Raw genomic sequence first — 13103 nt, 5'->3', positions numbered from 1 at the left:
GTTCGACACCCAAAACCTCGCCCAGCATGGCACCTTCCGATAAGACACGTCGCTAACGACGTCGTTATGCACGTGTCTTAGCTCGGAACCCCGCAATCAGGCAGGCGGCTTCAATCGGGCGGTTACGTCGAACTCGGCAGCGTAGCGGTGCAGGTGCTGCTTGCCGCAGTGCTGATACACGCCCTCCCACCCGGGCGGCCCCCTGTGAAGCCGGGACGACATCCTGGACGACGGCGAGCCACCCGTTGCGCGTCCGGTAGATCCCGTCGAAGGGCAATGAGCCATGCGCGGAGACGAGCGCCTGGGCCGCTCCGAGATCCTGACGTGCACCGATGATGATGGCGCACTTGTTCGGCCCCAGGATCGATTGTGCGGCAACCTGAGTTGTCGACATCACGGCGAAAGCCGCCGCAAGTGCCAGAGCTTTCATGATCGTCTCCCACCAAGCCTCCTGAACGGTGGTATCGACGAATCTGGCCGCGAAATCGGCAGCAACTTGACGCTTGGAGGCTCATGCGTATTGCTGCCGTAACGTTAGCATTCGCCGACGAGGCCCAGTCGGACAGATTGCAGAAGTAGTCTCTGGCAGCTGGTGCCTCGCGCCGGATGACGCCTTCGTCAACATTGAGAAGATCTGCCGGTTCGCTGACAGACGAAAGGTGAAGCGCGGCTACTGACCTAGACTGCGTCCGTAGGCATCGGTCTGCGTGCATTCGATGACATAGCCACCGCGCTGGTAGTCGGTCGGGTTAGGGGAATCACTTTCCACCGCTCCCGTCGGCCTTCTTGCTCTTCCGGCCCACGGCCATCGCATACTCGAACGCCTGGGCCAAGCGCCGGGCATCAGCCGCAGCTCGGTGTGCGGCACCGTCGCGGTGCTCCCAGCGATGACGGAGGTAAGCCGCCGTATGAACGCGAGGATCGCTCAGCAGAACGTCCTCGGGAGCGATCTTCAGCCTCGCCCGCTCGCATTCCGGCAGCACGTCGAGCAAGCGATCCAGCCACGCTTGGTCGAACGTGGGGGCATCTGAGATAAGGATCGCGTCCCCTGCTCTCTCTATCAGCTGGCGAGCCACTTCCCCAGCGGAGGGGACGTCATTCAGCTGTTCCAGGGAGATCTTGTGCACTTGCTGACTGCGATCCGACCAAGCGGCCATCGGCCAGCTTTCCTCGGGCCGGATCAGCGAGCTCCAGGTCCTGATCCGAGATCCCGCAAGCGAGGCCAAGCCGACTTCAATCGGCCAGCTGTCTTCACTCAGCGAGCTCGCCTCGAAATCGATGAATATGAACCGCCGATGATCACCCATTCCCGCCTCCAGGCTTCGAACATTGACTTGGGCAGGTCCGTTTTGCCACCCTTAGCTCGACGCAGGAGGCGACATGGCACAAGGCAGGCTCGACGGAGCACGACTGGGAGATGATGAGCAAATCGCGTGGCTCGATGCGTTCACAGAACAGATGGGGCATCCCTCGGACGCTGAAAAGACCTTCTTCGCCCGGCGTCAGGCCCTTGGCCGGGGCGTTGGCCTCGATGCCAGTGGCAACCTCGTTTTCGCCGGGAAGGGCACTGCTGCACAGTTCCGAGGATGAAAAGGAAAACCGGCCCCGAAGGACCGGCTTTCGCACCCGCCTGTGCAGACTTGTATGTTCCGAACCGCCGCTCGAGCGCCTCCAGCATCATGTCGCCGCTGTCCGAGCCGCTGATGCCAGCGTTCACCACGGCTCGCCAAGAGATGATCTCCCGATCATCTCCGTCGATGATGAACGCGCCCCGGACGATCTCATCGTTCCAGCAGGTGAACTCAAACCCGTCCGAGCAACAGCGTATAAGCCTCCTGGTTATGCCTGAGTGTCCGGTCGAAACGAGGGCCAGTTCAGAAAGATGCTTGTCCAGAAGGCAGATTCGGGCGATCTTGGCATCAGAGGGCGCGCGACTTGCGAATGTGACTCCAGATAGATGCCCGACGATGGAAAAGGTTTTAGACGCCATTTCTTCGATACTGCTGCGAAGAAGGTCAAGAACCAAGTTGTTTCAAAGAGGCCTTTCACTGGGTTTTTGTTGAGAGTTCTTTCATGTCGTCTCGACGAGACTGGACGAAGCTGAATTCCGAGAAAAAGATGCGCACTCAAGGGGTCCAGCCGCATGAAGATTTACTTCCGCGAGGTCCGAGCGTCGGTAAGAAGAAAAAAACATAAAGACGCAAAAGCGCTAACAAAAATCTCGACGCGGCGCGCCAAGACTTGATCAATCTTGTAGTAGATAGCGTAGCTGAAGGTGCCTGGGTCAGTGACAAGGTCCCAAAATCGACAACGCCTGCGCTTGCAGATGAGGTCCGAAAATCTGGTGGGTTAGTCGCGTGGGCTCAGGCACAGAATTGTTTCTCAAGTCTTCTTGATCGCAGAAGGATGGCACTGTTGAAGGCTTCGCGGAAAAAATTGCGATTCAGATAACTAAGTAGGTTATGAACGGACATGCTGCCAGCAGCATTCCGTGGAAACTAGCGCATCAAGGCTGAAAAAGTTCGAAACGTAGTTCGCAGAAATGCACCTCACGGCCCTTTCGGCTCGGACGTTAGACCAGAGTCGGCGACCGCGATGTAGCCATGACCTCATCCAACAAAACGCCAGCCCAGCGCCCTTCCCTTGGAGCAAATCGGGCGAGAACACTCTCGCCCGAAAGCTCCGCGCGCTCCACGCACTCGACGAAATTCGGGGGGGCCGGTAGCAAGCGTCAGACTCAGAACACCGGGAGCCTAGGGGTAAGCTAAACCTCCGCCGACACCGCGATCGTCTCCTCGAACAGATCGAGGATGGCAGAAGCATTAGCCTGGCGCGCCACATTCTGGACTGGTCTTCCCTCCCAGGCCGAGCCGGGCGGGTAGGGGATGGCCGGGTCGGCCTGGATCGTTTGACCCATGGCGATACCGTCGCGGATGACCCGCACAGGTCCTTCGGTGATCTCGAAAAGGCCGGGGTCGAGGGCATAGGCCACGGCCGCCGGGTCGTGGACGTAACAGCCATCCACGCCGAAGCGATCATGGTAGGCGACGTAGTGCCGTTTGGCTGCTGCCAGGAACTCGAGGCCGGGGTCGCCGCTGTCCGCCCAATCCGCGAGCACCCGGCGCGGCAGGAGGATGTTCCTAGTCACGTCGAGGCCGACGGCGGTGACCTTCCAAGGCGCTCCGAAGACGATGTCGGCGGCATCGGGATCGCCGATCATGTTTGCCTCGGCGGCTGGCGTGACGTTGCCGTTGCCGCCCGCGAAGGCACCGCCCATCAGCACGATGTCGCGGGCGAGCTCCACCAGTCCGGGGTCGGCGTCGAGCGCGAGCGCCAGGTTCGTCAGGCGTCCCACGGCGATGACGCGCACCTCGCCGGGATGGGCGCGCAAGGTCTCCGCTATCAGCTGGTGTGCCGGCCTGGGATCGCTCCGGGGCAGGTCGATGCCGGAGAGCGGTGCGTCGCCGAGGCCGTTCTCGCCGTGGACATGGACGGGCACCGGTCCCGCCCGTCCGCGCAGGTCGCGGCCTGCGCCCTCGGCCACGGGCGCCTCGATGCCGAACAGGGCCTTGAGGAAGAGCGCGTTGCGCGTGCAGGTCGCGATATCGGCATTGCCGAAGACCGTGGTGATCCCGACCAGATCGAGCGCCGCGGCACGGTGCAGGAACAGCAGCGCGGCGGCGTCATCGACGCCGGGGTCGGTGTCGAACAGGACCTTCTGGGGCATCCCGCGCCCTCTTCAGACGAGGAGCGAGGGATAGAGATGCGCCTTGCCAGCCGCGGCCTTGCGCGCATCCCATCCAGCGAGAATCGCCACCGCGCGGCTCGCCACCGCGCAACAGCGGCGGATAGAATCGGCGCTGTCCTCCCGCTGTCGCGTGGCGCGATTGGCACCTACGGAACAGATCATCCCGCCGCGGAACCCGAAAAGCTGGCAGAGGGTGAAGATCGTGGCCGCCTCCATCTCGAAATTGGCCACGCGCTGCCGGCGCAGGTCTTCGAGGACGGTGTCCATGTGCGACTGCCAGTAACCGCCGGGCATCGGGTTCACCTCGCCCGCGTAGAAGCTGTCGACGCTTGCCGCGAGACCGAGGTGGTAGGTCTCGCCCAACTCCTCGGCGGCTTCGATCAGCGCCATCAGCACCTCGTGGTCAGCCACCGCGGGGTAGGACTTGTCGACATAGGCGTCGGCGGTCCCCGTCAGCCGGAGCGCACCCGTGGCGATGATGAGATCGCCCGGCGCCATCTCGGGCTGGAGGGAGGCGCAGGAGCCGACGCGAATGAAGGTATCCGCGCCGCAGTTCGACAGCTCCACCACGGCAATGTCGGTGGACGGGCCGCCGACACCGTGAGAGCAGGCGGCGATGTCCACGCCCCCGGTCGTTCCGCGGATCGTGCGGAATTCCCGGTGATAGGCGACCTCCTCGTAGGAATCCCAAGCCTCGCCGATCGTGGTGACCCGGGCCGGATCGCCGGGTGTCAGCACGTAGCGCGGCACGTCGCCGGGCCGGATCTTGAGATGCATCTGGAGACCGCCGGGATGGATCGGGGTGTGCTCTGGGTCGGACATTCGGGACTTGCCTCGGATCGGGAAGGGTGGGCCGGCCTCCGCACGAGGGCCGGCCTGGGGGTCATTTCGTCGGGACGAACTCGGCCGAGTAGATCGTCGCGGGATCGATATCGGCGTCGTAGCCGGTGAACTCCCGCAGGATCTGCAGCGTGTCCTCGACCACCGCCGTGTCGAAGGCGCAGGCGCCGTTCTCGCGGGTGAAATCGGTGAAGACATAGCTTTCCTGACGGCGCAGTTGCTCTGCCTGCTGGACCGGGTCGAGCTGGTCGTTGAACTCGAGCACGGTCGCAACCGTCTCCTCGGGGTTCTCGTAGGCATAGGCATAACCGCGGACGGTCGCATCGACGAAGGCCTGCACCGTCTCGGGGTTCGCCTCGAGGAACTCCCGCGTCGTGAAGATCGCCTCGGCATTCGTGTTCACGCCATAGTCCGACGGAAGCAGGATGTAGGTCTCGATGCCTGCCAACTCGACCGCGATGGGTTCGTTCACGGTGAAGCCGGTCTTGGCGTCGACGTCCCCGTTGATCAGAAGCTCGGTCGAGGGCGACACCACGAGGTCGATGTCGTCGAGCGACACGCCCGCCGCGGCAAGCATGGCCTGGGTCAGCGTCCAGGGTCCGCCCTCGTTGTAGGCCAGCGTCTTGCCGACAAGGTCGGCAGGTTCCCGGATGCCTTCATCGGCCACCGTGATGACGCCCGCAGGGTGGCGCTGGAAGCATGCCGCGACCATGACGAGGTCCATGCCCTGCGCTGCGCCCAGAAGGATGCCGTTCACGTCGTTGGTTCCGAACGTGTTGGCCCCGGAAGCCACAAGGGCCGTGGAGTTCAGGTTCGGTCCGCCCGGCAGGATTTCCACGTCGAGGCCCGCCTCCTCGTAGTAGCCCTGGTCAAGCGCCATGACATAGCCCGCCGCCTGCACGTTGAGGAGCCACGGCAGGCGAAGTGTCACGTCCTCGAGGTCCTGTGCGAGTGCCGCGGGGGCAGCGGCCGACATCAGGCCGGCGAGGGCAAATGCGGTGGGGGTCTTCATCGTTCAGTCTCCTTTGAGCTGAGGGTCAGACGTCGATTCGTGCCTCGGGCCAGAAGAGGCAGGCCTTCTCCGCGAGGGTCACGAGGTAGAACAGCGCGATGGTCGCAAGCGACGAGGTGATGATCGCGGCGAAGAGCATCGTCGCGTCCATCTGGTAGCCGGCGGTGACGATCAGGGTCCCGATCCCGGTGTTGGCCCCGGTGAACTCCGCAACGATGGCGCCGATCACCGCCATGGACGAACTGATCTTGGCCGCGGCGAAGACATAGGGCAGCGCGGCATAAAGCCGGGCGTGGCGGAACGTCTGTGCGCGCGAGGCGCCGAGGACCTGCATGAACTCGAGCGCCTGGGCATCGACGGTCCGCAGACCCTTCACCGCGTTTACCAGCGTGGGAAAGAAGCAGATGATCGCGGCAATGGCGACCTTGGGCGCGAGGCCGTAACCCAGCCAGATCGTCAGCAGCGGCGCGATCGCGATGACCGGGATGGTCTTGATGGTAATCGCCCAGGGAAAGAGGGCCCGTTCGGCGGCCCGCGAGTAGAGGAAGACAATGGCGAGCAGCACCGCGAAGCCGGTGCCGATCAGAAAGCCCAGCACCGCCGCCAGCATCGTCGCCCCGAGATTGCGCAGCAGCAGCTCCGACGATCCGGCCATCTCAGCGAGGATCGCGGTCGGGGGTGGCAGCAGGAAGGCCGGCACGTCGAAGAGGCGCACGCCGAATTCCCAGGCCAGCGCGACGGCGAGAAATAGCGCGAGAGCCGGCGCCGCGCCCGCCGCTCGGGCAAGTGGAGAGGCCCCGTCACGCATCGAGAAGCGCCTCGAGTTCGGTCATCTGCCGCAGATAGGCGGCCGATGTGCGGGCCGATGGGTCCAGCGGGCGCGGGGTCTCCACCTCGATGACCGCCTTGACCCGTCCCGGACGCGGCGCCATCACCACGATCCGGTCCGACAGGTAGAGCGCCTCGCTCAGGGAATGGGTGACGAAGAGAACGGTCAGGGGCCGCGACCGCCAGATTCGGATGACCTCGTCGTGCATTTCGCGACGGGTGAACTCGTCGAGCGCGCCGAAGGGTTCGTCCATCATCAGGATCTCGGGTTCGTAGGAGAGCGCCCGCGCGATGGACACCCGCTGCCGCATGCCTCCCGAGAGCTGCGCCGGGTAGTGGTCCTCGAACCCGTCGAGCCGCACCAGCCGCAGCAGCTCTTCCGCACGCTTGCGCCGGGCCGCGCGCGGCATTCCCTGAACCACCTCCATCGGCATCTCGACATTCCCGGCTGCCGTCTTCCACGGAAAGAGGCTGTCGCCCTGGAAGACGAAACCGAACCGCCGCGTGCGCTGATAGTCCGCGCTGGACTGGCCCTGCACCTGCACGCTGCCCGAGGTCGGCCGGATCAGGCCTGTGATCGCGCGCAGGAGAGTGGACTTGCCGCAGCCGCTGCGCCCGATGATCGAGGTGAAACTGCCCGCCGCGATGCCAAGATTGATGTCACTCAGCGCATCGACGGGACCTTGCGCGCTGTCGAACCGGACAGAGACCCCGTCGATCTCGATCACCGGCGGCGCGGCTGCCTTGCCGAGCGCGGGATCGAGCGGTCTGGCACTTCCGGCGTTCATCCTGTCTTCCGTGGCAAGCAGGGCCAAGCGCTGCCCAAGAGCGCGCACAGGTAATTGGGTGCGCGTCCGTTCTGGTGTCTAAGTCGAGGAAAGCACTTGGCTTGCGCCCTCGCCAGCAGTTTAATGCGTGCTCTGCGCTCTCATTTCGGCATCACTCGGCCGTCGGCCGTCCCGGAGGTTCGCCATGATCCGCACCTCGCTCGTCTACTTCGACCAGGCGATCCGCGACGGGTCGATCCGCCGGGCGGCGGAGTCTCTCAACGTCGCGTCCTCTGCCGTGAACCGCCAGCTTCTGAAGCTGGAGGAGGAACTGGGGGTGGCCCTGTTCGAGAGGCTCCCGCGCGGCATCCGCCCGACCGCCGCGGGAGAACTGCTGCTGGGCTACGTCCGCCGCTGGCGTCGCGAGAGCGGGGCGCTGGGACAGGAGCTCGCCGCCCTGCGCGGCGGCATCCGTGGCACGATCCGTGTGGCGGCGGCCGAGAGCATCACGGAAGACGTCCTGCCGAACGCGGTGCGGGAGCTGAATGCCCGATATCCTCTTGTGGAATTCAGCGTCATCTCCGGGGACAACCTGCGGATCACCTCCGAGCTCTTCAGCAAGGACGCCGATGTCGTCGTGGCCTTCGACAAGCACGACGACGTGAGGGGTGAGGTGCTGCACACGATCAGCTCGCCTCTCGGCGTGATCATGCCGCCCGACCATCCCCTTGCCCGCCTCCCCGAAGTCACCCTCGCCCATTGCACGGGCTGCCCGATGGTCGTTCCGGGGGCTGAATGGTTGCAGCATTCCGGCCTCAACACGCTCTTTTCCAGCGGACGCTTCCCGGCAAGGATCGTCGCGAGGGCAGAGCGACCCGGGATGCTGAAGGCGATGGTTCGCTCGGGCATCGGGGTGGCGCTGCTGACCCAGCTCGGCGTCGAGCGGGACGTTGCGCGAGGCGACCTCGCGTGGCGCCCGCTCGCGACGGGCCAGATGCCGCCGGCGAGAATCTATCTGATGGTCCCGCGACACCGGGTGCCGCCCGTATCCACGCTGGTCTTCATCGATATCCTCAAGACCCGCCTCGACGCCTGCGGATCCCGGTCATCACCCTCATCCGCTCCGGGGTGAGAGCGACGCCGTCGTCTTGACGGCCTGCGGGGCCGCGGCCGGGGTCCGGCCGGTGGTCGGGTTGCAGTGTCCTGCCCGATCTGAGAAACCCTTTCGGGTCTTCTTTCCCTGTTGCTGCGTCCTGCGCACAGGGCGCTCCGTCCCGTGGCCGTCGCCTCGGGCTGCCGGAACCAACGACCGGGACGATCCGATGCCGCTCATCATCCGGCCCATCCGGGCCCTGCTTCTCTCGCTTCTCGTTCTCATGGCAACCCATGCCGCCGCTCAGGAAGACCCGGCGGCGTCTGCTCCTGCGGCGGAGAGCCCGGCCACCCGGCTGCTGGAAATCCTGCAGGACGATGAGGCGCGCGCGGCACTGATCGCGGAGCTCGAGCAGGCGGCGCGTGCCGCGGACGCTTCCGAAGGAGAGGAGTCCTCGGCGGATGTGGTGACACCCGCGACTCCGGAGCCGTCGCTGGGGCGCCGGATCGCGCTCGTGACCCAGGGCGCGGCGGAAGGGGTCGTGGCCTGGCTGGACAGCACCTGGCAGAGCGTCATGCAGACCCGGCAGATATTCCGGAGCCTCGGGCAGGACGAGGTCGATGTCATCCTCGACGCCCTGCGGGAGCTCTTCCTGATCATCGGCATCACCGTGGCCGCCTTCGTCACGCTGCGCAGCATCATGATCCCGGTCTTCCGGCGCATGGGAGGACGCGCGCGCAGCCTGCCCCTCATCCCGACGGTCCTGCTGTTCTCGGGTTCCGTGCTCCTCGATGCCCTGATCGTGCTCGCCACCTGGGCGATCGGCTATGCTGTCACCCTGCTGGCCATCGGCGAATTCGGCCAGATCGGCATACGCCAGACCATGTATCTGAACGCGTTCCTCGTCGTGGAACTGACGAAGGTGGTCGTCCGCGCCGTACTGGCCCCCGCGGCCTCCGGCCTGCGGCCGGTGCCGATCTCGGACGCAGGCGCTCTCAGCCTCTACCGCAACACGAACTTCGTCGTGAGCGTGCTCGGATACGGCCAGCTCCTCGTCGTGCCCGTGATCAACGTCAACGCCTCCTTTCTGGCGGGCCGCGCGATCTCGGCGCTGATCCTGCTCGTCGTCCTCGTCCATCTCGTGGTCCTCGTGCTGCGCAGGAAGAGAGCCGTTTCGGACTGGATGATCGGGCGGATGACGCCGCCGGAGCTGATCCCGGACGGGGACAGCGCCGCACCGGAGCCGCCGCGGCGGGACGGCCGCCGGGCGCAGGGCCTGCACGCTCTCGCGCGGAACTGGCACTGGTTCGCCTTCGCCTATCTTGCGGCGATGCTGCTGATCGTCCTGACGCGGCCTGCACAGGCGGTCTATGCCGCCGCCTTCGCCTCGGTTCAGGTTCTCTTCGCGCTCATCGTGGCCTCGGTCCTCTCGACCCTCATCACGAGGGCGGTCGCCCGGGGCGTCGCGCTGCCCGACCATGTGAACAGCCGGCTTCCGCTTCTCGAGCGTCGGCTCAACGGCTTCGTGCCCTACGCGCTGCTCGCGATCCGTCTGGTCATCGTGGTGGCGTTCTTCTTCCTCGCGCTCGATGTCCTCGGCGTCCTGCCGGTATCCGACTGGCTCGCCAGCGAGCTCGGGCTGCGCTTCACCGGGGCCACGGCCAGCGTGGTGCTCATCCTGCTTCTGGCCATGCTGACCTGGCTCGTCATGACCTCCTGGATCGACTACCGGCTGAACCCCGATTTCGGGTCCGTGCCCACAGCGCGCGAAGAGACGCTTCTGTCGCTCCTGCGCAATGCAGCGACCATCGCCATCCTGATCATCACGCTGATGTTCTGCCTTGCCGAGATCGGCCTCAACATCGGCCCGCTTCTCGCCTCCGCCGGTGTCCTTGGCCTCGCCATCGGTTTCGGCGCACAGAAGATGGTTCAGGACATCATCACCGGGGTCTTCATCCAGTTCGAGAACGCGATCAACGTGGGCGACGTGATCACCGTCGGCGGCATCACCGGCGTCGTGGAGAAGCTGACGGTCCGGTCGGTCTCGCTCCGGGACGTGAGCGGCGTCTTCCACATCATTCCGTTCTCTTCCGTCGATCTCGTGTCCAACTTCACCCGGGATTTCTCGTATTTCGTGGCCGACATGGGCGTCGCCTATCGCGAGGACACGCAGGAGGCGCGGCAGGCGATGGCCGACGCCTTCGACGAGCTGGTCCGCGACCCCGACCAGGGCCCGCTCATCATCGGCGAGTTCGAGTGGTTCGGCCTCAACAGCTTCGGGGCGAGCGAGGTCGTCCTGCGCGGCCGGATCAAGACCCTGCCCGGCAAGCAGTGGGGCGTGGGCCGGGCCTACAACGAGATCGTCAAGCGCATCTTCGACGAGCGCGGCATCGAGATCCCGTTCCCGCACCAGACGATCTACTTCGGAGAGAGGAAGGACGGCACGACCCAGAAGCTCCGCGTCGGCTGAGGAACCGATCTGCCGGGCCAGCCCTCCGTCGGCGACGTTGTCGCCCGGACGTCAGGCGCGCTCGAACAGCGCGGCGATCCCCTGGCCGCCGCCGATGCACATGGTCTCGAGACCGAAGCGCGCGTCACGGCGATCCATCTCGCGCAGGAGCGTGGCGAGGATACGCCCGCCCGTGGCCCCCAGCGGATGCCCCAGCGAGATGCCCGAGCCGTTCACGTTGATGCGCTCGAAATCCTCCTCGCCGAGGGCCCATGCCCGCGCGCAGGCCAGAACCTGCACGGCGAAGGCCTCGTTGAGCTCGATCAGGTCGATGTCGCGCAGCCCAAGGCCGACATGGCCCAGCGCCCTCGCCACCGCCGGAACCGGCCCGATGCCCATGGTGCGCGGCGGCACGCCCGCCACGGCCCAGGACCTCAGCCGGGCAAAGGCCCGGAGGCCGAGGCTCTCGGCCAGGGCGCGGGTGGTGACGATACAGGCCGCCGCCCCGTCGTTCTGGCCCGAGGCATTGCCCGCCGTCACTGTGGCCTCCGGGTCTTCGGCGATCCGGATCGGGGTCAGTCTGGCAAGCTTCTCCTCCGTGGCATCGGCCCGGGGATGCTCGTCCGCGGTCACGACTATGGCGGATGTCCGGCCGGGAACGGTTACCGGCACGATCTCCTCGTCGAAAAGGCCGCCTTTCTGCGCGGCGATGGCCCGCATGTGCGACCGGGCCGCCAGCGCATCCTGCGCCTCCCTCGGGATGGCATGCTCCGCCCGCAGGGTCTCCGCCGTCTCCAGCATCCCGCCCGCGACGGGATGATGCCTGCCCCCCGCCAGCACCCTGCCCCGGTGAAGCGCGTCGTCGAAGGTCAGGCCCGTCCCCGTCGCGCCCCAGCGGTGCGCCGTGGAATAGAACGGCGCGTTCGACATCGATTCCGCGCCGCCCGCGATCACCAGCGACGAACCCCCCGTGGCCACCTGCATCACCGCGCTGATCACAGCCTGCAGCCCCGAGCCGCAGCGCCGGTCGAGCTGCATCCCGCAGGTCCCGACCGGCAGCCCGGCATCGAGCGCCACCACCCGCCCCAGCGCCGGGGCATCCATCGTCGGATAGCACTGGGCGAAGATCACGTCCTCAACCCGGTCCGGCGGCAGGCCGCTGCGCTCAATCAGCCCGCGCACCACCGCGGCGCCCAGCTCCTCGGCCGAAACCCCCCGGAACTGGCCGCCGAACCGCCCCACGGCGGTCCGCACCGGCTCGCAGATCACCACATCCCCGAGCATGTCCATGGACCGCCCTCCCCCGGCCTTGCAGGCGCCCGTCAGCTCCCGCCCTTCGGCATCAGCCGTTCCGCCGCGCCCGACAGGACCGTCTCCCGGTCGGCCTCGGAAAGACCCAGCCTGTCGATCACCCCGAGGATGTCGTATTCGCCCATGTCGAAGGGATAGTCCGTCCCCAGCATCACCCGCTCCGGCCCCGCGCGCCCGATCAGATAGTCGAGCGCCGGGGCCCCATGGAGGATGGTATCGAAACGGAGCCGGTCCAGCGACGGCCCCGGCTCTCCCTTCAGCCGGACCTTCGCCTCGGGCCTCTCGGCCCAGCCGTGGATCCAGCGGTCCTGCTGATAGGGCACGAAACCGCCGCCATGGCTCAGCACGAACTTGAGGCCCGGAAACCGCTCCAGCACGCCGCCGAAGACAAGGCAGGCCGCCGCGATGGTCGTGTCCAGCGGATTGCCCACGAAATTGCGCAGGTAGAAATCCTTCAGCCGGTCCGCCCCCGCGACCTTCGGCGGCGGATGCAGCAGAAGGATCGCCCCCAGCCTCTCCGCCTCCGCCCAGAAGACGTCGAGCTCGGGCCAGTCGAGATTGCGCCCCCCGATGTTGGTGCAGAGCATCGCGCCCAGCAGCCCGCCCTCGGTCATCGCGCGCCGCAGCTCCTCGGCGGACTGGTCGGGCGCCTGCAGCGGCACCGTCGCCAGCGCGCCGAACCGGTCCGGCATGGCGCGGCACCGGCGGGCGAGGGCGTCGTTCTGGATGCGGCTGGCGGTCAGCGCCGTCTCGGGCGCCTCCTCGTACATCACCGTCTGCGGACAGACCGCCAGAAGCTGCCGGTCGAAGCCGTAGCGATCCATGTCCGCGAGGCGCTGCCCGATGTCCCAGCCGCCGCGCGGGAACGGATCGTAGACCGCGTCGCCCACGGTCAGCGCGCCGGAGGTCTCGGTCTTCGGCTCCAGCGTGACGCGGATGTCGAGGGCCTCGTCCAGCGCCTCAGCCGTCTCCGGCTCGAGGATGTGGGAATGAACGTCGAGTGTGGTGGGGCGGCTCAAGGTCGTCTCCTCGGATCGTTGCCTGAATGCGGGAAG

General features: G+C 66.2%; 12 protein-coding genes and 1 pseudogene. 3 read left to right on the top strand and 10 right to left on the bottom strand.

Annotation, left to right across the window (positions count from 1 at the left end):
• Positions 1–64: 64 nt before the first annotated feature.
• Positions 65–430: a hypothetical protein gene (locus EAT49_RS21330; RefSeq protein ID WP_185020840.1), complete on the bottom strand. Its 366-nt coding sequence runs from the start codon at positions 428–430 to the stop codon at positions 65–67.
• Between the two features lie 328 nt (positions 431–758).
• Positions 759–1307: a 3'-5' exonuclease gene (locus EAT49_RS18730; protein ID WP_123643835.1), complete on the bottom strand. Its 549-nt coding sequence runs from the start codon at positions 1305–1307 to the stop codon at positions 759–761.
• A 73-nt stretch (positions 1308–1380) separates the two neighbouring features.
• On the opposite strand from EAT49_RS18730, the gene EAT49_RS21325 reads away from it, so the two are divergent.
• Entirely contained in the window at positions 1381–1590 is a 210-nt protein-coding gene (locus EAT49_RS21325; RefSeq protein ID WP_185020841.1) for a hypothetical protein, read from the top strand.
• 46 nt (positions 1591–1636) lie between these two features.
• Here EAT49_RS21325 and EAT49_RS18725 read toward each other — a convergent pair.
• The 6 genes and pseudogenes from EAT49_RS18725 to EAT49_RS18700 all read right to left on the bottom strand — a co-directional run.
• Positions 1637–1837, bottom strand: a pseudogene (locus EAT49_RS18725) (IS3 family transposase); the annotation flags it as partial.
• 927 nt (positions 1838–2764) lie between these two features.
• On the bottom strand, positions 2765–3727 hold the full coding sequence (locus tag EAT49_RS18720) for a nucleoside hydrolase (RefSeq protein ID WP_123643834.1): 963 nt from the start codon (positions 3725–3727) through the stop codon (positions 2765–2767).
• Positions 3728–3739: 12 nt separating this feature from the next.
• Positions 3740–4570, bottom strand: a complete 831-nt coding sequence (locus EAT49_RS18715; RefSeq protein WP_123643833.1) for a nucleoside phosphorylase — start codon at positions 4568–4570, stop codon at positions 3740–3742.
• 61 nt (positions 4571–4631) lie between these two features.
• Entirely contained in the window at positions 4632–5600 is a 969-nt protein-coding gene (locus EAT49_RS18710; RefSeq protein ID WP_123643832.1) for an ABC transporter substrate-binding protein, read from the bottom strand.
• 25 nt (positions 5601–5625) lie between these two features.
• Positions 5626–6408 carry an ABC transporter permease gene (locus EAT49_RS18705; protein WP_123643831.1) on the bottom strand — a complete coding sequence of 261 codons (783 nt, stop codon included), beginning with the start codon at positions 6406–6408 and terminating at the stop codon, positions 5626–5628.
• Positions 6401–7216 carry an ABC transporter ATP-binding protein gene (locus EAT49_RS18700; protein ID WP_123643830.1) on the bottom strand — a complete coding sequence of 272 codons (816 nt, stop codon included), beginning with the start codon at positions 7214–7216 and terminating at the stop codon, positions 6401–6403. Before EAT49_RS18700 ends, EAT49_RS18705 begins: the two co-directional genes overlap by 8 nt.
• A gap of 184 nt (positions 7217–7400) precedes the next feature.
• Here EAT49_RS18700 and EAT49_RS18695 point away from each other — a divergent pair, with 184 nt between their 5' ends.
• Both EAT49_RS18695 and EAT49_RS18690 read left to right on the top strand, forming a co-directional pair.
• Positions 7401–8327 carry a LysR family transcriptional regulator gene (locus EAT49_RS18695; RefSeq protein ID WP_123643829.1) on the top strand — a complete coding sequence of 309 codons (927 nt, stop codon included), beginning with the start codon at positions 7401–7403 and terminating at the stop codon, positions 8325–8327.
• A 190-nt stretch (positions 8328–8517) separates the two neighbouring features.
• Positions 8518–10758: a mechanosensitive ion channel domain-containing protein gene (locus EAT49_RS18690; protein ID WP_123643828.1), complete on the top strand. Its 2241-nt coding sequence runs from the start codon at positions 8518–8520 to the stop codon at positions 10756–10758.
• A 51-nt stretch (positions 10759–10809) separates the two neighbouring features.
• Here the strand turns inward: EAT49_RS18690 and EAT49_RS18685 are convergent, their stop codons facing one another.
• Both EAT49_RS18685 and EAT49_RS18680 read right to left on the bottom strand, forming a co-directional pair.
• Positions 10810–12027, bottom strand: a complete 1218-nt coding sequence (locus EAT49_RS18685; protein WP_123643827.1) for an acetyl-CoA C-acetyltransferase — start codon at positions 12025–12027, stop codon at positions 10810–10812.
• Between the two features lie 32 nt (positions 12028–12059).
• The gene (locus EAT49_RS18680; protein WP_123643826.1) at positions 12060–13067 is read right to left on the bottom strand and encodes an amidohydrolase family protein; all 1008 of its coding nucleotides are present in this window, start codon (positions 13065–13067) and stop codon (positions 12060–12062) included.
• Between the last annotated feature and the right edge of the window lie 36 nt (positions 13068–13103).

It is taken from the genome of Histidinibacterium lentulum (genome assembly GCF_003789055.1).
GTDB lineage: Bacteria > Pseudomonadota > Alphaproteobacteria > Rhodobacterales > Rhodobacteraceae > Oceanicola > Oceanicola lentulus.
This window is presented reverse-complemented; position numbering and strand designations above follow the sequence as displayed.